Genomic DNA, 20899 nt, shown 5'->3' with positions numbered 1-20899 from the left:
AAAAAATAAAGTCATTTCTTGACTTTCATTGAAAAAATATAAAATATATTGTAAAATAAAAGCAAATTATAATGATAAGATAGACTAGTAATATAATGTCATAGTAACAATATATGAAATATATCTCTAGTAAAGAGGAGGATCATTCGATGTCAGAGTTCGCAAAAATTAAAGTAATTGGTGTTGGTGGCGGCGGTGGAAATGCCGTATCTCGCATGATCGGTAGCGACTTGGAAAATGTTGATTTCTTAGTAGCTAATACTGAAACACAAGCCTTAGATGGTACAAATGTACCTGTTCGCATTCAAATTGGTGAAAAAGCTACTAAAGGTCTTGGTGCGGGCGCTAACCCAGAAGTAGGCCGTGAAGCTGCAGAAGAAAGTCGTGAAGATATTTTAAAAGCATTGCAAGGTGCTGATATGGTATTCGTAACTGCTGGTATGGGTGGTGGCACTGGTACTGGTGCAGCTCCAGTAGTAGCAGAATGTGCACGTGAAGCTGGCGCATTGACAGTAGGTGTTGTAACAAAACCATTTGGCTTTGAAGGTAAAAAACGTAAAGAACAAGCTGAACGTGGTATTGAAGCATTAACTGGTAAAGTTGATACAATTATTACAATTCCAAATGACCGTTTATTGGGTATTATTGACCGTAAAACTTCCTTAAAAGATGCTTTCTTAACAGCTGATGAAGTATTGCGTCAAGGTATCAAAGGTATTTCTGACTTAATTACAAAACCAGGTTTAATCAACCTTGACTTTGCTGACGTAAAAACTATCATGACAAACCAAGGTGAAGCATTGATGGGTATCGGTGTAGGTGAAGGTGAAAACCGTGCTGTAGATGCTGCTAAACAAGCAATCAATAGCCCATTATTGGAAACTTCCATTGACGGTGCAAAAGGAATCTTGTTAAATATTACTGGTAGTGAAGAGTTAAGCTTATTTGAAATCAATGAGGCAGCAGAAATTATTTCTGAAGCAGCGGACCCAGAAGCAAATATTATCTTCGGTTCTGTTATTGATGAAAACGTAGGGGACAAAGTGTTTATCACTGTTGTTGCTACAGGTTTTGGTGACCAAGGTTCTACTAATGGATTTGCTCGTAAAAGCCCATTTGGAGCTACAGGTAACTCTCCAGAAGTACCAGCTTTCATGAAACGATAAAATTCTCATATAAGGAGGATATTATGAAAAAAGTTTTAGTAGCCACAGCGGTATTAGCCGCATTTAGTGCCTCTGCATTTGCAGCTGCTGTGCCTGTAACTACTATTAATGTAGGCGAAACAAAAGTAGCCGCAGAGTATTCTTTGTCTAAAAAAACAGCACAAGATACAAAACGTAAAGATGGTTTTGGTGTGTCAGCACAACAAGGGCTATCTGATACATTAGCTGCACAATATTCTTTTAATAAAGTTCGTCGTACAGGTGCAGATATCAAAGATCATCAATTAGCAGGTGCCTATGCAGTACATCCTAATGTGAACGTCTACGGTGCTGGTACATACGTAGATATGGGACCTAAACAAAGTGGTTTTGGATACCAAGCAGGTGTAATTGGACATACTCAATTAGCTGATAAAATTGAAGGTTTTGCTAAAATCGGTTTCGGAAATGATATCAAAGGAACCTATCAATTAGGCGCTTCTTATGGATTGCGTCCAGATGTTGATTTAAATGTATATTATCAATATGATAAATACAGTATGAATCAAAACAAAACAGATGTAAAAGGCTTGCATGCAGGTGTAGGTTATTCTTTCTAATTTGAAAAGAGTGATATCTGTTGAAAGATAATAGATAATATATTAGGGCTGTAATACATGGTAGCTTACTTTGTATTGCAGTCCTTTTGATTTATTTATGTGATAAATATGAACAGTTAATCAGCATATGTTAACAAATAATTTGAAAAATAGGTTGACTATATTGAACTTGATTAATTATAATAAAGGTGTAACAGAATGTAAGAATCATGTAAGCTTGTAAGATCCAGTATACCCATATCATGGGGAGGAGGCACTATGCATACACTATGTAAGGGCTTGACAAGTGTAAGGGAAATTCCTAATACCGTGATTGTACGTAATGTACAATATAAACGAACTACAAGATCACCACAGTTACAAATTAACTATACCCCAAGAAAGCAAGAACATATAGTGACTGTTTGTAATTCAAAAGGCACTTTAGTGTCCACGATGTTAGAACGGTTTGACTCCGAAAGGAGCCACCATGATGAAGTTTCATTGGGGGAAATGCCAAAGGTTTGGCCAGGTGAATTAAAAGATAGAACAAGAACAAAATTCGTGTTTACACCTGAATCTATATTTGAGTTTGTTGAGGCTATTCAAGATGATAATTCCATCTATCGGGAAGAGGTACCAGTAGTACCTGAATTAATGGTTTTATCACATATGGCACATCATGTGTTAGATGAAGCAATGTTACTTCAATTAGATATTACGTTTTCTGCACCATTTTATGGTGGAGATGTTATTTCTGTAGAAAAGCTTATAATCCATTCAGAGAAGCATACGCAAATTGGTGAGTGCGAACTAGTTGGAACTCATGGTGGGCGTGCACACTGCAAATGGATTTATGAAGAGGAGTTAGTAAATGTTACAGACTAGAGATTTGACAAAAATGGCTTTGTTAGTGGCATTAGCCTGTGTAATGGCACAATTATCGGTTCCGAACCCCATGGGTGTGGGAATGATTTCCTTAATTACCATTGCATTATGTTTGATTGGCTTGATATTGCCACCAAAGCAGGCATTTTTGACTTTATTAGTCTATGTATTATTAGGAGCAGTTGGATTACCTGTATTTACTGGATTTACTGGTGGTATGGGAAAAATACTAGGTCCTACAGGTGGGTTTATTTTGATTTGGCCTATTGCCTATACTGCAGTTAGTTGCTTAAAGGGAACAGAAAAAAGTTTTCTTAGATATGCTGTAGTAGCTACAGTAGTAAGTATTGTGATTACTTATGTAGCGGCAGTGCCGTACTTCATGTCTGTTGCAAATATACCATTCACTGCTGATGGATTACAAAAAGCCTTAGGAATTTTGTTCTATCCATTTATCATTGGTGATATTGTAAAAGCAATTCTATCTGCCTGGATTGCTACGAAAATTAAATTCTAGTTATCTAAGTAGAATAGCGATCAAATCCTTTTGGATTTGGTCGCTTTTGTTGTGTAAGGATGTCAACTGACCTCCCATATCAATTACTCATTATTTAAAAGTCTTTTACCTAGGCAATTCAAGTAAAAAAATATGAATACATATGTGTAAAAGTAGAGGATTCTCCTATTTTTACAAGTTTACTATATCTAATTGGTATACATGATATAGTGGTTTTTGTTGAAATAAACTACAATATGTTGTAAACTGAATCTAGTGATATCCATAAAGGGTACAAAATAGTGGTAATCTACAAAGTTATATATTTGATTGTTACACAGGTTACTAAGCATTTGAAAAAAAGATTAATTGTTTCAGTGCTTATGAAATGACTAGACACTAATAAAGCAGTACGAATTTTCTACATGTGTAGATACAGAATGGATAGAGCAGAAATTGCTCTTTTTATATGTCCATATTTTGATTTAAATGTGCACCGCATATGTTAATTTTTTTGCTTATGCATTGTTTGTATGATTCATACTAAATCTAATACACCGTATAGTTTGTTATGTGCGGTGTAATTAGTATATAGGAGGCTGTATTATGATACATGTGATAAAAAGAGATGGTACTATTGCTGATTTTGATAAAGAAAAAATTATCATTGCTATAGAAAAAGCTATGCATAGTAGTACAGGTGTATATACGCCTGGATTGGCTTTGCAAATTGCTAATGAAATTGAGTCTTATGCAGAAAAAATGGGACGCAATATTACAATCTATGCTATTGAAGATCAAGTGTATTATAAACTCCTGGAAAATAATAATCCTGCAACGGCTCGAGCCTATGAAAATTATAAAGCAGTACAAGCTTTCAAGCGTGTAGAGAATACCACAGATAAAGATGTATTTGGTTTGTTGAATAAATCAAATGTAGCAGTTCTTGATGAAAACTCCAATAAAGATGCTTCTATTGTATCCACACAACGTGATTTAATTGCTGGAGAAGTGAGTAAAGACATTGCTCGTAGAAAATTGATTCCCACGGATATTGTGCAAGCTCATGACAGTGGTGCCATCCATTTCCATGATATGGACTATATCATTCAACCTATGTTTAATTGCTGTTTAGTAAATTTAGAAGATATGTTGACGAATGGCACAGTTATCAATGGAAAACGCATTGATACGCCTAAATCCTTTCAGGTAGCATGTACGGTAACTACACAAATTATTGCACAGGTTGCATCTGGCCAATATGGAGGTCAAAGCATTAATGGGATTGATCGTATTTTGGCGCCTTATGTAAGAAAATCCTATGATAAATATTTAGAGTTAACATTACAAGAGCAGGTCGAAGTGTATGGTATGGCTCCAGATGTAGCAAAGGCAGAGGAAATTGCTTGGCAACGGACGAAAAAAGAGGTAAAAGATGGGATTCAAACTATCCAATATCAAATTAACACCTTAATGACTACGAATGGACAGGCGCCTTTTGTAACATTGTTTATGCACTTCGATCCGAATAGTGAACTAGCAAAAGAAGCTGCTTTAATTGATGAAGAAATTCTAAAACAACGTATACAAGGCATCAAAAATGAGGCAGATGTATATATTACACCAGCCTTCCCTAAGTTGATTTATGTATTGGATGAACATAATGTACATCCTAATAGTGAATATTATTATTTGACGGAACTGGCTGCTCAATGCACGGCGAAACGCATGTATCCTGACTATATTTCTGCGAAAAAGATGAAAGAAATCTATGAAGGTAATGTATTTGCTCCTATGGGATGTCGTTCCTTCTTATCTCCTTGGAAAAATGAGCAAGGTGAGTATGTATTTAATGGTCGTTTTAATATAGGTGTGGTAAGTCTTAACTTACCTCAAATTGGTATTTTAGCACAAGGTAAGGAAGATGCTTTTTTTGAGATTTTGGAAAAACGCTTAGAATTAGCTGAAAAAGCATTGTTGTTCCGCTATGAACTATTGAAAGATGTGACCAGTGATGTATCTCCTATTCACTGGCAATATGGAGCCATTGCACGCCTTCCTAAAGGGGCTCCGATTCGACCATTATTAGAAGGTGGATATGCGACGATTTCTTTGGGATATATCGGTTTATATGAGGCGACCAAGCTAATTGTAGGAGATTCCAATACATCGGAAAAGGGCCATGAGTTTGCTAGAAAAGTGATGGAACGTTTGCACAATGCTACAGAAACATGGCGCAGTAAACACAACATTGGGTTTGCCCTCTATGGCACACCAGCTGAAAGTTTAACCAACCGATTCTCCTCCATTGATAGAGCTCGGTTTGGTGAGATTCCGGATATTACAGATAAAGGATACTACACCAATAGTTATCATGTGAATGTACGTGAAGAAATCAATGTGTTTGATAAATTTGCCTTTGAGTCGGAGTTTCAACGGTTATCCACTGGGGGATGCATTTCCTATGCAGAAATTCCTAATATGAATAATAATATCCCAGCTTTGTTGACAATGATGCAGTATATTTACGACACTATTTCCTATGCGGAATTTAATACAAAATCAGACTATTGCCATGAATGTGGCTTTGATGGTGAGATTATCGTTAATGATCAAGTGCAATGGGAATGTCCTCGTTGTCACAATACGAATCGTGATACTTTGACTGTAATTCGTAGAACTTGCGGTTATTTAGGGGAAAATTTTTGGAATGAAGGCCGTACGAAGGAAATTAAAGATCGAGTAATGCATATTTAATAAGATGATGAAAGAAGGATGTACAATGCGCTATGGACAGCTTAGACAATATGATATTGCTAATGGTGAAGGTATTCGTACATCCTTATTCGTTACTGGCTGCACTCATGGTTGTTATAATTGCTTTAACGAAGAGTATCAAGACTTTTCTGCTGGCCAAGAATGGACAGAATCAGATACAGAGAGATTACTTTCCTATGTCAGTGCGCCTGCATGCAGTGGATTGACCTTACTAGGGGGAGAACCGTTTCAAAATATTGACGGATTGGTACCCTTAGTGGATAGAGTATTAGAGGTGGCACCGCAGAAACCAATTTGGGTCTATTCGGGATATACCTATGAAGAAATATTGGATTGCCCTAATAAACGACAATTGTTAGATCGGTGCCATATCTTAGTGGATGGGAAATTCGTGGATGATTTACGAGATCCAGGATTAGCATTTAGGGGTAGTAGTAATCAACGGATTATTGATATACAAAAGTCTTTGCAATGTGGAGAAGTAGTTTTGTATATGGAATAATATGTAATATTACGATGACAGTGTATAAGGCTCTTCATTAGAGATTGGTGCTAAGCATATTATAGTATGAATAGAATTACTGATACAATTAAGTGTAAAATAGAATAAGATAAAAACGGATATTTGACTGGGTTAGTTAAATATCCGTTTTATTTATAATATATTTATAGTTAATATAGCTACGAAAAAGATAAGTATACTATATTTACACGATGGTTTGGCTAGGATCCCACACTTCACCATCAGCATCTGGTAAAAATCCATATTCTTTAGTCCACAGTGTTTTGTATTTCACAGCTTGGTTGTGGATTTTTGTAATCATTGTTTCGTCTGTACGAATGACCTTAGCAGGGCTACCTACAACTAGGGAGTAGGGTGGAATTTCTGTACCTTCTAGCACGAGAGCGCCCGCACCGATGATGGAGCCACGGCCGATGTGACAACGGCTAAGAACGATAGCTCCCATACCCACTAATACGTGGTCCTCTAGGGTAGAGGCGTGGATGATAGCACTATGACCAATGGTTACAAAGTCACCAAGGATACAAGCGTGGTCATCGTCTACGTGAAGTACAGAATTGTCTTGTACATTGGAGTAGCGGCCTACTATAATTTTATTGACATCTCCGCGAGCAGATACATTTTGCCATACAGAGGCATATTCTTTTAGTTCTACATCGCCAGCAAGCTCAGCACCTGGCATAGCGTGACTTTTTGGATCTAATTTTGGATATTTTCCTTTAAATGGTAGCATAGTAACCTCCTATATATTGCTATGTATACGGTAGTATTATTACTTGAATCCCCTTGGTTAAGAAACAAACCAAGGGGGACATTGTGAGTAGAAAGTATATATTTAATTAGATGAATTGTTGTGCCTTCTTGATGGCTTCTTTTGCTTCTGCTACAACGGATTCTACGATGGTTTTCGCAGGCTCTACTTGTGTTAAGCGGTTCAGACCTTGACCAACTTGAACAACGCCGTTTACAGTATCTCCATCAACGGCAGCTTTTTTATTTGTACCGATTGCCATAGCTGTCAATTCACTTTTAGGGGCACAACTGTACTCAGCTTCTAAATAACGAGCTGTAAACTCACTTTTAAGACCACGTACTCCGTGATTGAAAGTAAGACCTGTTACAGTGGAGTCAGTATCTGTAGCGTTGATAATAGCTTCTTTACAGTTTTGATGCATTTTACATTCTTCCGCTAAGATGAAACGAGAGCCCATTTGAACGCCAGCTGCACCCATAGTAAGACCAGCAGCGAGTCCACGACCATCTACAATACCGCCAGCGATAATCACAGGGATATCAACTTCTGGCACAACGTTTTCTAGTAAGGCCATCGTTGTTTGTGTACCAATATGACCGCCTGCTTCTTGACCTTCGATGATGATGGCATCGGCCCCTGCAGCTGCAACACGTTTAGCAAGTTTTACATTCGGAACTACGGGAATTACTTTGATACCTGCTGTGTGTAATGGTTCGATGAAAGGAACAGGATTGCCCGCACCTAAGGTAACGAAAGCAGGTTTCTCTTCTACGATAACGGCTAAGATATCATCTAAGTTAGGTGCCATTAACATTAAGTTTACACCGAATGGTTTGTCAGTTAAGGATTTGCATTGACGGATTTCTTGGCGAACCCATTCTGTGTCACGACCGCCTGTAGCGATAACACCAGTAGCGCCAGCATTGGCTACTGCGGCCGCAAGGGTGTGCTCAGATGTCCAAGCCATAGCACCTTGAATAATAGGATATTGAATGCCTAATAATTCTGTTAAACTAGTTTTCATAATTCCTCCTATATAGAATAGTGATTCCTTTATTTAAATCACTGGAGCTTTCAACATGCTTTCATTATAGCCTAATGGAATGAAAAAATATAGTTGCTGTAAAAGATGATAAAAACAATGTATAATATAACTAAGCTTATCACTAAGAGATATGTGGCACATGGTGCATATATGATATTAAAATGATCCCAATACATATGTGTATTTTAATGAATGTAAAATAGTGATATGCTTGTATATGAGTTTATTAGGCTTAAAAAAGTTATCTATAAAGCTCATGTATATTATGGCAAATTAGGTATATAAGAATTATAGTGTAAAGGAGGACTTATGAAAAAGTCATGGTTAATTGGTTTAGGTATTGTAGGTGTACTTCTGATTTGGATATTTAGTTCCTACAATGGATTAGTACAAACGGAAGAACAAGTCAATGGGCAATGGGCACAAGTGCAAACGCAGTTGCAACGTCGATCTGATTTAATTCCGAATTTAGTGAATACTGTAAAAGGTTATGCGACCCATGAGAAAGAAACAATTCAAGCAGTAGCAGATGCACGGGCAAAATTAGGTGGTGCCAAAACAGTAGAAGAAACGGCGAAAGCGAACCAAGAATTAAGTAGTGCCCTAAGTCGTTTGTTAGTGGTAGTAGAAAACTATCCGAACTTAAAAGCAGATGCTAATTTCAGAGCTTTACAAGATGAATTAGCAGGTACAGAAAATCGTATTGCAGTAGCACGTAAGGATTATAATGGCAGTGTACAAGCCTATAATATGAAGATTCGTACCTTACCTACATCCATCATCGCTAGTCCTATGGGATTTCAGGTGAAACCATATTTTGAAGCAGATCAAGGGGCACAAAGTGCGCCGAAAGTGCAATTTTAATCCTTTTAACATATGTACTTACAATGACTATGTATCGTTGGAAGGAATTGAGCTATAGTGCGATATAAAAGGGTATCTTTCATGAGGAGGTAGGATGAGAAAAAAATATACATGGACTACTATTCTCAGTGCTTTATTTGTAACAATAGTTTTATTTTGGGGTAACCTATCTGCTTTTGCCTTAGATGTACCGAGTCCACCAAAAAATGGGTATATTTTGGATCAAACACGGACCTTGACTAAAGAAGATGTTCAGAAGATGAATCGTATGGGGTTTGAGTTACAGCAAAAGACAAAGGCTCAAATCGCGGTTCTGATCATCCCTACTTTAGATGGTGAGGATGTAACAGAGTATGCAAACAAGGTGTTTCGTTCTTGGGGCATCGGTGAAAAGGATAAAAATAATGGTATTCTTTTCTTGATAGCCCTTAAAGATAAACAAATGCGTATTGAAGTTGGCTATGGTTTAGAAGGTGCAATCAATGATGCCAAAGCGGGACAAATTTTAGATGACTATGCCATACCGTATTTTAAACAAGGTCAAATAGGTAAAGGAGTAGTAAATACCTATGCGACCTTAGTAGGTGAAGCGGCTAAAGAGTACGGTATCACCATTGACGGAAGTCGTACCTATGAAACACAAAATGTAGAGGAATTAACGCCTTTTCAAATGTTGCTTATAGGTGGAGGTATTCTCTTGTTACTCATTTTGGACTTCACTGTATTTGGTGGCGCTATTACACAATCTTTATTATGGGTATTAGCTTCTAGTCGAGGTGGTGGCTCTGGCCGTTCAGGCGGTGGAGGTTTTGGTGGATTCGGCGGTGGATCTTCCGGTGGTGGCGGTGCGAGCCGTCGATGGTAATAGATATAGATTTGCTAAATGTAGATATCATGATGTAATATGTCCCTATTATGCGTAGTTTGCAAATAGGTATCTAAAAATAACATAGAAAATGGTTGAGAATATATTGAAAGTTTTCGATTGTGGTGGTATACTGATTATAGATGAAGTATCTGAGACAAATCTTTTAGTACGAAAGGTGGTGCACATAATGGATAAAAAATACGTTTGCGTAGTATGCGGTTGGGTTTACGACGAAGCTGTTGAAGGCGTTAAATTCGAAGATCAACCAGCTGATTACCTTTGCCCAGTTTGTGGGGTTGGTAAAGACCAATTCGAAGAAATGTAATTAATTTTTCGATAAATTAATCCACATACATAAGGGCTCTCCAATAGGAGAGCTCTTTTTAACATGATAAGTTAGTGCTGTGTCTTGTATGGGTTTTATGAAAACTTAACAACATATAGTGGCTAGCATTTGACAAAGATAGTATAGGTAGCTATAATAGTATAGTCGAGGTAAAATTATGAAACTGCAAGTAGAGCAAGCAAAAGAACAGATTGGACGAGTAGTCCCTTTTCTATGTACGACATCAGGTGATGATCTTGGTGACGTATCTGCTTTTCCTTGGAGCCGTCATGATATAACCATTAGTGGTGAGCTTCGTTATGATGGTCAACATTATGTGGTGAATGGTACCATAACAACAAATGGACAATATGAGTGCTCAAGATGCTTAACCGATACTAATTATACCCATACTGTTCCATTTGAAGAGACTTTTGGTGTTACACATTCCAACTATGGAGACGATGATATAATTTCTTTCGATGGGGAAGAAATTGATCTAACGGAGACCATTCGGGAAACATTAATCATCAATGAGCCCTCTCAAGTGTTATGTCAGGATGATTGCAAAGGATTGTGTGTTCAGTGTGGAGCTAATCAAAATGTTTCACCATGCTCTTGTGAATCCTTTGTGGTAGATCCTCGATTAGCAGTGCTAAGAACATTGCTGAAGGAAGAAAATGATGATTAATACCTAGTGATTATGTTAAGGAGGTGCAGATAATGGCAGTACCAAAGCGTAGACTTTCCAAATGCCGTCGCGATCGTCGTCGTGCTAACTGGAAATTAGAAGTACCTGGTTATGTAGCTTGTCCACAATGTCACGAACCAATGATGCCGCATCGTGTTTGCCCAACATGTGGTTCTTACAAAGGAGAACAAGTAGTTTCTAAAAATGCGTAATAGGAACGAATGAGAAGGCCTTGTAAACTATTGTTTACGAGGTCTTTTTTGTATGCATTTTACAGCTAATTATGATATAATAAAGAAACATTAATATATAACTCAAGTGATGATTATACGAGGTGACATTATGTTAAGAGATACAATTTTGGTAACAGGACATAAGAGTCCAGATACTGATTCAATTTGTTCTGCCATTTCTTATGCAAACTTAAAAAATCAAATGGGATTTGCAGCACAACCGATTTGTGCAGGTCAAGCGAACAAAGAAACAACTTTCGCATTAAATTATTTTGGATTTGAACATCCAGAAATCGTAACTTCTTTTGCAGTTACAGTGGAAGATGTAGTAGAATCTATTCCCGCTGTAGATGCTAAAGCATCTTTGCAAGATGTATTATCATGGCGCAAACAATATGAAATGAATCGCATTCCAGTTGTGGAGAATGGTAATTCCTATGTAGGTACGATTACAGCACAACGTTTGATTGATGCTTTAGAAGCTGCTATGAGCGGTAATTCTGGTGTAACAGCGGGTGAAATTTGCACAAAAACTTCTTGCCAAGTGATTAGCAAAGAAACTAAATTACGTGATTTCAAAGCTAACTCTCACATCGGTGGATATCCAGTAGTAGATAATGGTACATACTTAGGTATCATTCGTTCTAATGTAGAAGCGCCAAAGCAAAAAACTAAAGTAGTTTTGGTAGATCACAATGAAAAAGTTCAAATTATTGATGATATTGAGGAAGCAGAATTAATCGAAAATATCGATCATCATCGTATTGGTGGTTTGGTAACAGACAATCCTATTTTCATTCATTATGAAACTGTAGGATGTACTTGTACAATTCTTGCTAATTTATACTGGCAATATGGTCAAGAGATTCCTAAAAATATTGCAGGTTTAATGTTATCTGCTATCATTTCTGACACAGTATTATTCCGTTCTCCTACTTGCACTGAAAAAGATAAAGAAACGGCTAAAAAATTAGCAACTATTGCTGGTGTTAACTTAGAAGAATATGGTATGGAATTATTGAAAGCTGGTTCTGATGTATCTGATTATTCCGATGAAAAAATCGTGCGTACAGATTTAAAAGAATTTGAAGCAAATGGCAAAATCATCAGTATTGGCCAAATTCAAGTAATGGATACTACAGATATTTTGGGTCGTAAAGCATGCTTGTTAAAAGCTATGGAAACATTGCGTAGTGCCAATAATTACAGCGCTTCTTACTTGATGATTACAAATATCTTAACAGAAGCAACAAACTTAATCTTTGTTGGAGATGCGAATGATGTGGTAGCAGCCGCATTTAATGCACAACCTGTGGACAATGAAGTATATTTAGAACATACATTATCCCGTAAAAAACAAGTAGTACCACCAATTGTGGGTGCTATGAAAGGCTAATCTATAATAGGGGGTGCGTTGTAGTGAAACACAGCGCACCCTTGTTATATGCAAGAGAGGTATTATGATATTTGACGGTTTAAATAAAGAGCAACAAGAGGCAGTATACGCAACTGAAGGGCCTCTTCTTATATTGGCTGGTGCTGGATCAGGTAAAACACGAGTGTTAACATATCGTATCGCCTATTTGTTGACACAAGGGGTAAGCCCCTATGAAATTTTAGCCATCACATTTACCAATAAAGCAGCAAAAGAAATGAAAGAACGTGTGGAGACCTTAGTAGGGGATACAGCACACCGTATTTGGCTTAGTACATTCCATTCCTTTTGTGCTAAATTTTTGCGCTTTGAACTAGATTCCTTCATGGGATATAGTAAAAACTTTTCCATCTACGATTCTAGTGATTCTCAAGCAGTTATTAAACAAGCAATTAAAGCACTAAATTTAGATGATAAATATTACCCTGTAGGGGCTATGCAATCACAGATTAGCGATGCAAAAAATAGAATGAAATTAGCTAAGGATTTTCGCAGTGAAGCTCGTGATTTTTATTCACAACAAGTGTCTAAGGTGTACGATTATTATGAAGCAGAATTGCGAAAAAATAATGCTTTAGACTTTGATGATTTATTGCTAGTAGCTGTTAAATTATTACAAGAAAATCCAGCCGTACTAGAAAAGTACAGTCATCGTTTCCGTTATATTATGATCGATGAGTATCAAGATACAAACCATGCACAGTATACATTGGCATCTTTATTAGCATCTAAATGGAATAATTTATGCGTGGTAGGTGATGTGGATCAAAGTATTTATGCTTGGCGTGGTGCAGATATTCAAAATATCTTGGAATTTGAAAAAGATTATCCTAAGACAAAGCTTATTAAATTAGAGCAAAACTATCGGTCTACGAAAACAATTTTAGAGGCGGCTAATGCGGTTATTGATTACAATGAGGGGCGCCCTGAAAAAGTATTGTGGACAGATAAAGGAGAAGGTGCCAAAATTCGTCATTTTGAAGCTCAATCTGAACAAGAAGAAGGAGCTTTCATAGGAGATACCATCAAAAAACAAAAGGAAATTCATAATCGTAGTTATGGAGAGATGGCTATTTTATATCGCACGAATGCCCAATCGCGTGTACTTGAGGAATCTATGATCAAACGCGGTATTCCTTACACTATGGTGGGGGGTACTAAGTTCTACGATCGTAAAGAAATCAAAGATATTTTGGCGTACTTGCGTATTTTAATCAATCCCTTTGATGATATCTGCTTGCAACGCATTATTAATGTGCCAAAACGTAGTATTGGATTAACTACAGTCGGTAAATTACAGGATTTTGCAAGAGAAACGAATAATTCACTATTTATGACATTGAGTCAATTGGACCAAATTCCTACTATAAAAGGTAAAACGAAAGAAAAGTTAGAAGATTTTATGGGTTTAATTTTTACCTTAGTCAACGAGGCTACAGAGCTTTCCGTACAAGGTATTATTGAGGCCGTATTAGATCGGACTGGATATGTAGTGGAACTAGAGAATAGTACAGACCCACAAGACCAAGCTCGGTTAGAAAATATTGGTGAGTTGGTATCGGTAGCCAAAGAGTTTATGGATACAAATCCAGAAGGTACTTTACAAGACTTTCTTGAGCAAGTAGCATTGGTGAATGATGTAGATTCCTTTGAACAAGAAGAGTCCAAAGTGACGTTAATGACTTTGCATGCTGCAAAGGGACTAGAGTTCCCCGTGGTATTCTTAGCTGGTTTAGAAGAAGGATTATTTCCGCATAGTCGTACCTTGATGAATCCTGAGGAAGTAGAAGAAGAACGCCGTATTGCCTACGTAGGGATTACGAGAGCCGAAGAAGAGCTATATGTATCTAATGCCACTACACGGACTGTATTTGGTAAAACTACAGGGTATTTACCATCTCGTTTTTTGAAAGAAATTCCTAGCGAACTCATGGAAGAAGTACGGCCAAAACGAACTGTGAAGGAAGAATTACAACGAAATGTACCATTCCATCAATCAGTAGCGAATCGACCTGTTACAAAACCTATGATTCGAAATCCACAAGTAGTAGATTGGACTGTGGGAGATACTGCTATCCATGCTAAATGGGGTGAAGGAACTGTAGTGGATGTAGTTGGTGAAGGGGCCAATGTAAAATTAAAAATTGAGTTCCCTACACAGGGATTGCGACAAATTATGGCTAAGTTCGCTCCTATACGAAAAAAATAAGGAAATCATACAATGAGTATTCAAGAAGACATTCAACAATTACAAAAAGAATTAGCCCATCATGCGTATTTATATTATGTGAAAGATGCTCCCATTATTTCTGACTATGACTATGATGTATTATATCGAAAATTAGTAGAGTTAGAAACAGCACATCCAGAGTATATTGTGCCGACCTCTCCTACACAACGTGTGGGAGCCAAGGTGGAAGGAAGCTTTGAAAAAGTAGTACATGGACAACGAATGCTCAGCTTGAGCAATGTGTTTGATGATGCTGAAGTAGAACAATTTGGGGTGCGCTGTGAAAAAGAGTTGGGCCATGCGCCGCAATATGTAGTGGAATTGAAGATTGATGGCTTAGCGGTTAACTTACATTATGAAAATGGTCTCTTTGTACGTGCGGTCACACGTGGTGACGGTCGTGTAGGGGAAGATGTAACAGCGAATGTAAAAACCATTCAGTCTATTCCACTAATCATTGATAATGCGCCTCCTTTCATTGAAATTCGTGGAGAAGCCTATATGCCGCATAAGGAGTTCAAACGAATCAATGAAGAACGAGAAGAAGCAGGTTTGCAAACGTTTGTAAATCCTCGTAATGCGGCAGCAGGATCGTTGCGCCAACAAGATCCAGCCATTACGGCGAGTCGAAATTTAGACTTTTTTGCCTATGCGATTGGTTCATCAGAAGGATCTAACATACATACACAACAGGAATTATTAGAGCAACTCGAAGCTTTTAAATTTCATGTCAATCCTCACTATAAAGTGTGTCAATCCATAGCAGAGGTTGTGGAGCATATTCATTACTGGGATGTCGAACGTCACAATTTGCCTTATGATACAGATGGTATGGTGATAAAAGTAAATGACTTTGAAGACCAAGAGACATTGGGGACCACAGCGAAGGATCCCAAATGGGCGACGGCCTTCAAGTATCCACCAGAAGAAGTGGAGACCATCGTCAAAGATATTACAATCAATGTAGGGCGTACAGGGGTGTTGACGCCGACTGCAGAATTAGAATCTGTGTTTGTGTCCGGAACGAATGTATCACGGGCAACTTTACACAATGAAGACTTTATTAAAGAAAAAGATATTCGTATTGGTGATACGGTACGTATTCATAAAGCTGCAGAAATCATTCCAGAGGTAATTTCTGTGGTGGTAGATAAACGAAAATCGGATTCTGTGCCTTATGAAATGCCCAATGCTTGCCCGGTGTGTGAATCTCCTACGGTGCGCCGTGAAGGAGAAGTGGCTATTTATTGTAGTAATGAACATTGCCCAGCGGTAGAGAAGGAAGGTATCATTCACTTTGCATCCCGTGATGCCATGAACATTGATGGATTAGGTCCTAGTATTGTAGAAGCGCTAGTGACAAATCATCGTATTGAAACGGTAGTGGACTTGTATCATTTGAAGGAAGAGGATATTACATCCTTAGAGCGAATGGGCAAAAAGTCGGCGCAAAATTTACTAAAAGCGATTGACGATTCTAAACAACGCGGCTTAGGTCGAGTTTTATTTGGACTGGGTATACGTTTAATTGGTGCAAAAGCAGGGCAAACCATTGCGAAATACTTTACTTCCATTGATAGCTTAATGAATGCCACCATAGATGAGTTGACTAATATTGATGAAATAGGACCTACCATGGCGAAAAGTTTGGTAGAATATTTTGGAAATGAACGAAATCGCCAATTGATTGAAGGGTTACGTCATGCGGGAGTACGGTTAGAAGAGGAAGTGCAAGAAGCCGTTGGCAATGAACTGGAAGGACAGATCATTGTATTGACTGGTAAGCTTACTTCCATGGGACGTTCTGAAGCAGGGGCAATCCTAGAAGCTCATGGAGCGAAGGTAACAGGTTCTGTCAGTAAAAAAACTACTTTGGTCATTGCCGGTGATGATGCAGGTAGTAAACTAACGAAAGCAGAACAATTGGGTATCCCTGTGATGGATGAACAAGGATTATTAGATTTAATCAAGGATTTCTAAGCTATCTATTGATAATGAGGTAGACTTTCCTCTATAATAAAAAGATAAGCTTAGAAAGGTTAGCTATATGGAACATAGAACATTATTAGAATACTTTCAAGAGCATACAAGTTCACATCCTTTTGAGGTGTTACATCACGTAACACTTAAGAATATGTCACCAGGACATGTGGAACTAGACTTTCACAGTGAAGAACAATTGCACAGTAATCCGCGAGGCGATGTGTATGGTGGGGTACATTTGAGTTTATCAGATTATCTTATGGGATTGGCTTGTATTACACTAGGAAAGCAAGTGACAACGGCACAAATTAATGGTAATTTTGTGAAATCACTGCCGAAAAATGCAAGAATCCGCGGTGTATCCAATGTGGAACACAAAGGTCAAAGTACAATGGTTACATCCTGTCGTTTGTATAATGATATGGGAGAACTTGTCTATATGGGAAGTGGAACGTTTATGGTTCTTGACGATTTGGTATTACCAGAATTGCCATGGTCGTTGTTAGATGAAGAATAGTTGGAGGATAGGAATCAATGAAAGAACAATTGCAAGCATTGCAAGAGAAAGCAATCGCCCAAATTCAAGGGGCTGCGAACTTGCAGGAATTACAAGATATTCGTGTTACCTATTTAGGTAAAAAGGGAGAAGTTACCTCCTTATTAAAAGGATTGGGCAAACTATCTCCAGAAGAGCGTCCTGCTATGGGGGCCTTGGTAAATACAGTGCGTGTAGCGTTGGAAGAAGCCTTAGATGAAGTACAACAACAAATGGAATCTGCTGTATTGGCAGCTAAATTAGAACAAGAAACTATTGATATTACATTACCAGGTCGTCCTGTTCGTAAAGGCCATTTACATCCATTAACAAAAATCAACGAAGAAATTGAACAGTTTTTTGTGTCTATGGGCTATGCTGTAGAAGAAGGTCCTGAAATTGAGTCAGACTATTTTAACTTTGAATGCTTGAATTTAGCTGCAGATCATCCAGCTCGTGATATGCAAGATTCTTTCTATATTACTGATTCCGTATTACTTCGTACCCATACATCTCCAGTGCAAGCGAGAACATTGCAAGGTAGCGAAAAAAATGCACCTATCCGTATGATCGCACCGGGAAAAGTATATCGTTGGGACTATGATGCCACACATTCTCCAGTATTCCATCAAGTGGAAGGTCTTGTTATCGATAAGAAGATTACCTTCTCTGACTTGAAAGGAACATTGGAGTTGTTCTTGAAACACATGTTTGGTGAAGATACAGCTGTACGTTTCCGTACAAGTTTCTTCCCTTTCACAGAACCAAGTGCAGAAGTAGATATTTCTTGTTGCATGTGCCACGGTGAAGGATGCCGTGTATGCTCTCATACAGGGTGGTTAGAAATTCTTGGTTGCGGTATGGTCCATCCTAATGTATTGAAATTGAATGGTTATGATCCAAATGAAGTACAAGGATTTGCCTTCGGTATGGGCGTAGAACGTATTGCAATGTTGAAATATGGTATTAATGATTTACGTTTATTCTATGAAAATGATAAACGTTTCTTAACGCAATTCTAGGAGGTTACCGTGAAAGCTAGTTTACAATGGATGAAAGACTATGTATCTGTGAATCTTGGCGAGAACCCTCAAGAATTTGCAGATGCCTTAACACAAGCTGGGATTCCAGTAGAAGAAGTGATCAACTGTGATACAGGTATTAAAAAAATCTATACAGGAAAAATTGTAGAAATTACAAAACATCCTGATGCAGATAAATTACAAGTGTGCCAAGTAGAATGCTTAACAGAAGAAGGTGAGCCGGTTACGAAACAAATCGTAACAGCAGCTACTAATGTGGCAGTGGGACAAATCGTTCCTGTAGCGTACCATAAATCTCGTTTAGCAGATGGTACAGAAATTAAAAAAGGCAAACTTCGTGGACAAACATCAGAAGGCATGTTCTGTTCTGTAGCAGAATTTGGCTTATCTACAGATGTAGTGTTACCAGAAGAAGCTACTGGTATTTATATCTTCCCTGAAGGTACAGCTATTGGACAAGATGTAAAAGAAGTACTAGGCCTTAATGATGTAGTCTATGAATTTGAGTTGACGCCAAACCGTGCAGATTGTTTCTCCATGGTTGGTTTAAGCCGTGAATTTGCCGTATTAGATAAAACAGAAGCTACATTCCCAGAGGTAACAGTGCAAGAAGAGGGACCATCTATTGAAGGTCGTTTGAATATTTCTATTGCTGATACAGAGTTATGCTCTCGTTTCATGGGACGTTTGATTGAAAATGTAACAGTTCAAAAATCTCCATTATGGTTACAAAATCGTTTGCGTAATTGCGGTATTCGTCCTATCAATAATGTGGTGGACGTAACAAATTATGTAATGTTAGAATTAGGTCAACCAATGCATGCTTACGACTATGATCATCTTCATGGACATAGTTTAGTGGCTCGTAAAGCTACAGAGGGAGAAGTGATTCAAACCTTGGATAGCAATGATCATACATTAGCAAACACTATGCTAGTTATCGCTGATACTGACCGTCCTGTAGGGGTGGCTGGTGTCATGGGTGGTGCTGATAGTGAAGTATCCAATGAAACAACAACGGTTGTATTGGAAGCTGCTGTATTTAATGGAGCTTCTATTCGCCGTACCTCTCGTGCATTAGGCTTGCGCTCTGAAGCATCTGGTCGTTTTGAACGTGGTGTGAATAGCGAAGTGACACCACTAGCTTTAGATCGGGCAGCACAATTGTTGTTGGATATTACACCAGGTGCTGTAGTAGCAAAAGGTGTGATTGATGTATATGCAGCGCCAAAAGAAGTGCGTACAGTATCTTTCACGAGTGAAGCTGTGAATTCGTATTTAGGTACTAATATTGCAGAAGAAGAGATGATTACTATCCTAACAACTTTATCCTTCGACGTGAAAGTTGATGGTGAGGCATTAGTGGCTACTATTCCATCTTGGCGTGATGATGTAACAGGCATGCCAGATATTGCAGAAGAAGTAGCACGCATTCACAACTATGATAATATTGCACCTACTACGCCATTGGCACGAATCCAAACGGGAACAGTATCTCCTATGCATGCGTTAGTACATGATGTAAAACATGCTTTGGCTGAAGCTGGTTTAGATGAAATTATTACTTTTAGTTTCATGCATAAAGATAGTTTGCAAGATTTGTTAATTCCTGAAACAGATAGCAGACATCAAGCGATTCCTATTCTAAACCCAATTTCCGAAGAGTTTCCTGTGATGCGTACTACTTTAGTACCTAGCGTCTTAGAAACAGCAAAACGCAATGTAGCTCAAAAGAATTTAGATTTAGCCGTTTTTGAAGTGGCTGCTGTGTACGAACCTAAGGCATTGCCGCTTACAGAATTACCAAACGAACGCATGATGGCAGCAGGGGTTATCCTAGGCAAATGGGATCGCCAAGAATGGAATGTACCGGCTAGAAATGTAGACTTCTATGATCTAAAAGGTATCATTGAATCTGTACTCGCTAATCTTGGTATTGAAAATTATGCAATTAGTAGAAGTAAAGAGTATTATTTACATCCAGGTGTAAGTGCTAGTATCTCCGTAGAGGGTGTTGAAATAGTACGCTTTGGTGAATTACATCCACAAGTAGCAAGTCATTATGACATTAGTGGTAAAGCATATTTATTTGAAATGGATTTAGAAGCATTGTTACAAGTGAACCGCAAAGGAATTTCTTTCACAGCAATTTCTAAATTCCCTGGTACTAGTCGTGACTTAGCGATTGTAGCACCAAAAGATGTTCAAGCTATTGATGTGTTAGAAGTGATGAAACAAGAAGGCGGCGAATATCTTGAGAGTGTTCGTATCTTTGACGTATACGAAGGGGAACATATCCAAGAAGGATATCGTAGCTTAGCGTATACCTTGTCGTTCCGTTCTCATGAAGGTACATTAGTAGATGCTGATATTGAAGATAGAATCCAAGCGATGTTAGCAAAATTAGCAGACAAAGGTTGCACTTTACGATAATACGTAAATCCTACGGGATGTAACAATCGGT

The 20899-nt window shown here is 38.0% G+C and carries 19 protein-coding genes; 17 read left to right on the top strand and 2 right to left on the bottom strand.

Annotation, left to right across the window (positions count from 1 at the left end):
- Positions 1 to 149: 149 nt before the first annotated feature.
- The 6 genes from ftsZ to nrdG all read left to right on the top strand — a co-directional run bounded on the left by ftsZ (position 150) and on the right by nrdG (position 6408).
- Complete coding sequence (gene ftsZ, locus EO114_RS05200; RefSeq protein ID WP_062402999.1) at positions 150 to 1166, top strand: cell division protein FtsZ; 1017 nt, start codon at positions 150 to 152, stop codon at positions 1164 to 1166.
- A gap of 23 nt (positions 1167 to 1189) precedes the next feature.
- On the top strand, positions 1190 to 1765 hold the full coding sequence (locus EO114_RS05195; RefSeq protein WP_127061917.1) for an outer membrane beta-barrel protein: 576 nt from the start codon (positions 1190 to 1192) through the stop codon (positions 1763 to 1765).
- Positions 1766 to 2023: 258 nt separating this feature from the next.
- Positions 2024 to 2632 (top strand): hypothetical protein, encoded by a 609-nt coding sequence (locus EO114_RS05190; protein WP_127061915.1) that lies wholly within the window; start codon positions 2024 to 2026, stop codon positions 2630 to 2632.
- Positions 2619 to 3149, top strand: coding sequence for a biotin transporter BioY (locus EO114_RS05185; RefSeq protein ID WP_009354182.1), 531 nt, complete (start codon positions 2619 to 2621; stop codon positions 3147 to 3149). The genes EO114_RS05190 and EO114_RS05185 overlap by 14 nt, the downstream gene beginning before the upstream one ends.
- Positions 3150 to 3734: 585 nt before the next feature.
- Complete coding sequence (gene nrdD / locus EO114_RS05180; protein ID WP_126940234.1) at positions 3735 to 5885, top strand: anaerobic ribonucleoside-triphosphate reductase; 2151 nt, start codon at positions 3735 to 3737, stop codon at positions 5883 to 5885.
- Positions 5886 to 5910: 25 nt separating this feature from the next.
- Positions 5911 to 6408 (top strand): anaerobic ribonucleoside-triphosphate reductase activating protein, encoded by a 498-nt coding sequence (gene nrdG / locus EO114_RS05175; protein WP_127062002.1) that lies wholly within the window; start codon positions 5911 to 5913, stop codon positions 6406 to 6408.
- 205 nt (positions 6409 to 6613) lie between these two features.
- Here the strand turns inward: nrdG and EO114_RS05170 are convergent, their stop codons facing one another.
- Both EO114_RS05170 and EO114_RS05165 read right to left on the bottom strand, forming a co-directional pair.
- The gene (locus EO114_RS05170; protein WP_009354177.1) at positions 6614 to 7162 is read right to left on the bottom strand and encodes a gamma carbonic anhydrase family protein; all 549 of its coding nucleotides are present in this window, start codon (positions 7160 to 7162) and stop codon (positions 6614 to 6616) included.
- A gap of 106 nt (positions 7163 to 7268) precedes the next feature.
- The gene (locus EO114_RS05165) at positions 7269 to 8207 is read right to left on the bottom strand and encodes a nitronate monooxygenase (RefSeq protein WP_127061913.1); all 939 of its coding nucleotides are present in this window, start codon (positions 8205 to 8207) and stop codon (positions 7269 to 7271) included.
- Positions 8208 to 8537: 330 nt separating this feature from the next.
- On the opposite strand from EO114_RS05165, the gene EO114_RS05160 reads away from it, so the two are divergent.
- From EO114_RS05160 to pheT, 11 genes are all read left to right on the top strand, one after another.
- Entirely contained in the window at positions 8538 to 9092 is a 555-nt protein-coding gene (locus EO114_RS05160) for a LemA family protein (protein WP_009354181.1), read from the top strand.
- A 94-nt stretch (positions 9093 to 9186) separates the two neighbouring features.
- Positions 9187 to 9957, top strand: coding sequence for a YgcG family protein (locus tag EO114_RS05155; RefSeq protein ID WP_009354191.1), 771 nt, complete (start codon positions 9187 to 9189; stop codon positions 9955 to 9957).
- Between the two features lie 190 nt (positions 9958 to 10147).
- Positions 10148 to 10285 (top strand): rubredoxin, encoded by a 138-nt coding sequence (locus EO114_RS05150; protein ID WP_009354175.1) that lies wholly within the window; start codon positions 10148 to 10150, stop codon positions 10283 to 10285.
- A gap of 178 nt (positions 10286 to 10463) precedes the next feature.
- Complete coding sequence (locus EO114_RS05145) at positions 10464 to 10976, top strand: DUF177 domain-containing protein (protein ID WP_126938643.1); 513 nt, start codon at positions 10464 to 10466, stop codon at positions 10974 to 10976.
- 32 nt (positions 10977 to 11008) lie between these two features.
- Positions 11009 to 11188, top strand: coding sequence for a 50S ribosomal protein L32 (gene rpmF / locus EO114_RS05140; RefSeq protein WP_009354192.1), 180 nt, complete (start codon positions 11009 to 11011; stop codon positions 11186 to 11188).
- Between the two features lie 130 nt (positions 11189 to 11318).
- Positions 11319 to 12605, top strand: a complete 1287-nt coding sequence (locus EO114_RS05135; RefSeq protein ID WP_127061911.1) for a manganese-dependent inorganic pyrophosphatase — start codon at positions 11319 to 11321, stop codon at positions 12603 to 12605.
- A 64-nt stretch (positions 12606 to 12669) separates the two neighbouring features.
- Positions 12670 to 14853, top strand: coding sequence for a DNA helicase PcrA (gene pcrA, locus EO114_RS05130; RefSeq protein ID WP_127061909.1), 2184 nt, complete (start codon positions 12670 to 12672; stop codon positions 14851 to 14853).
- 12 nt (positions 14854 to 14865) lie between these two features.
- Complete coding sequence (ligA, locus tag EO114_RS05125; RefSeq protein ID WP_127061907.1) at positions 14866 to 16854, top strand: NAD-dependent DNA ligase LigA; 1989 nt, start codon at positions 14866 to 14868, stop codon at positions 16852 to 16854.
- 67 nt (positions 16855 to 16921) lie between these two features.
- Positions 16922 to 17374, top strand: a complete 453-nt coding sequence (locus EO114_RS05120; RefSeq protein WP_009354207.1) for a PaaI family thioesterase — start codon at positions 16922 to 16924, stop codon at positions 17372 to 17374.
- A gap of 17 nt (positions 17375 to 17391) precedes the next feature.
- Entirely contained in the window at positions 17392 to 18414 is a 1023-nt protein-coding gene (pheS, locus tag EO114_RS05115; RefSeq protein ID WP_009354203.1) for a phenylalanine--tRNA ligase subunit alpha, read from the top strand.
- A 9-nt stretch (positions 18415 to 18423) separates the two neighbouring features.
- Positions 18424 to 20868, top strand: a complete 2445-nt coding sequence (pheT, locus tag EO114_RS05110; RefSeq protein WP_127061905.1) for a phenylalanine--tRNA ligase subunit beta — start codon at positions 18424 to 18426, stop codon at positions 20866 to 20868.
- Positions 20869 to 20899 lie beyond the last annotated feature (31 nt).

The sequence above is a fragment of the Veillonella sp. 3627 genome (assembly GCF_003992195.1).
GTDB lineage: Bacteria > Bacillota > Negativicutes > Veillonellales > Veillonellaceae > F0422.
The sequence above is the reverse complement of the archived record's forward strand: the minus strand, read 5'-3'. Positions and strand labels throughout refer to the sequence as shown.

Bases quoted from the DNA above. Each gene is read 5' to 3' on its own strand.
- EO114_RS05120 (WP_009354207.1), top strand. From the start codon at position 16,922: ATGGAACATAGAACATTATTAGAATACTTTCAAGAGCATACAAGTTCA.
- EO114_RS05165 (WP_127061913.1), bottom strand. From the start codon at position 8,207: ATGAAAACTAGTTTAACAGAATTATTAGGCATTCAATATCCTATTATT.
- rpmF (WP_009354192.1), top strand. From the start codon at position 11,009: ATGGCAGTACCAAAGCGTAGACTTTCCAAATGCCGTCGCGATCGTCGT.
- EO114_RS05150 (WP_009354175.1), top strand. From the start codon at position 10,148: ATGGATAAAAAATACGTTTGCGTAGTATGCGGTTGGGTTTACGACGAA.
- pheS (WP_009354203.1), top strand. From the start codon at position 17,392: ATGAAAGAACAATTGCAAGCATTGCAAGAGAAAGCAATCGCCCAAATT.
- EO114_RS05190 (WP_127061915.1), top strand. From the start codon at position 2,024: ATGCATACACTATGTAAGGGCTTGACAAGTGTAAGGGAAATTCCTAAT.
- EO114_RS05170 (WP_009354177.1), bottom strand. From the start codon at position 7,162: ATGCTACCATTTAAAGGAAAATATCCAAAATTAGATCCAAAAAGTCAC.
- pcrA (WP_127061909.1), top strand. From the start codon at position 12,670: ATGATATTTGACGGTTTAAATAAAGAGCAACAAGAGGCAGTATACGCA.
- ligA (WP_127061907.1), top strand. From the start codon at position 14,866: ATGAGTATTCAAGAAGACATTCAACAATTACAAAAAGAATTAGCCCAT.
- ftsZ (WP_062402999.1), top strand. From the start codon at position 150: ATGTCAGAGTTCGCAAAAATTAAAGTAATTGGTGTTGGTGGCGGCGGT.
- nrdD (WP_126940234.1), top strand. From the start codon at position 3,735: ATGATACATGTGATAAAAAGAGATGGTACTATTGCTGATTTTGATAAA.
- EO114_RS05195 (WP_127061917.1), top strand. From the start codon at position 1,190: ATGAAAAAAGTTTTAGTAGCCACAGCGGTATTAGCCGCATTTAGTGCC.
- EO114_RS05145 (WP_126938643.1), top strand. From the start codon at position 10,464: ATGAAACTGCAAGTAGAGCAAGCAAAAGAACAGATTGGACGAGTAGTC.
- nrdG (WP_127062002.1), top strand. From the start codon at position 5,911: ATGCGCTATGGACAGCTTAGACAATATGATATTGCTAATGGTGAAGGT.
- EO114_RS05155 (WP_009354191.1), top strand. From the start codon at position 9,187: ATGAGAAAAAAATATACATGGACTACTATTCTCAGTGCTTTATTTGTA.
- EO114_RS05135 (WP_127061911.1), top strand. From the start codon at position 11,319: ATGTTAAGAGATACAATTTTGGTAACAGGACATAAGAGTCCAGATACT.
- EO114_RS05160 (WP_009354181.1), top strand. From the start codon at position 8,538: ATGAAAAAGTCATGGTTAATTGGTTTAGGTATTGTAGGTGTACTTCTG.
- EO114_RS05185 (WP_009354182.1), top strand. From the start codon at position 2,619: ATGTTACAGACTAGAGATTTGACAAAAATGGCTTTGTTAGTGGCATTA.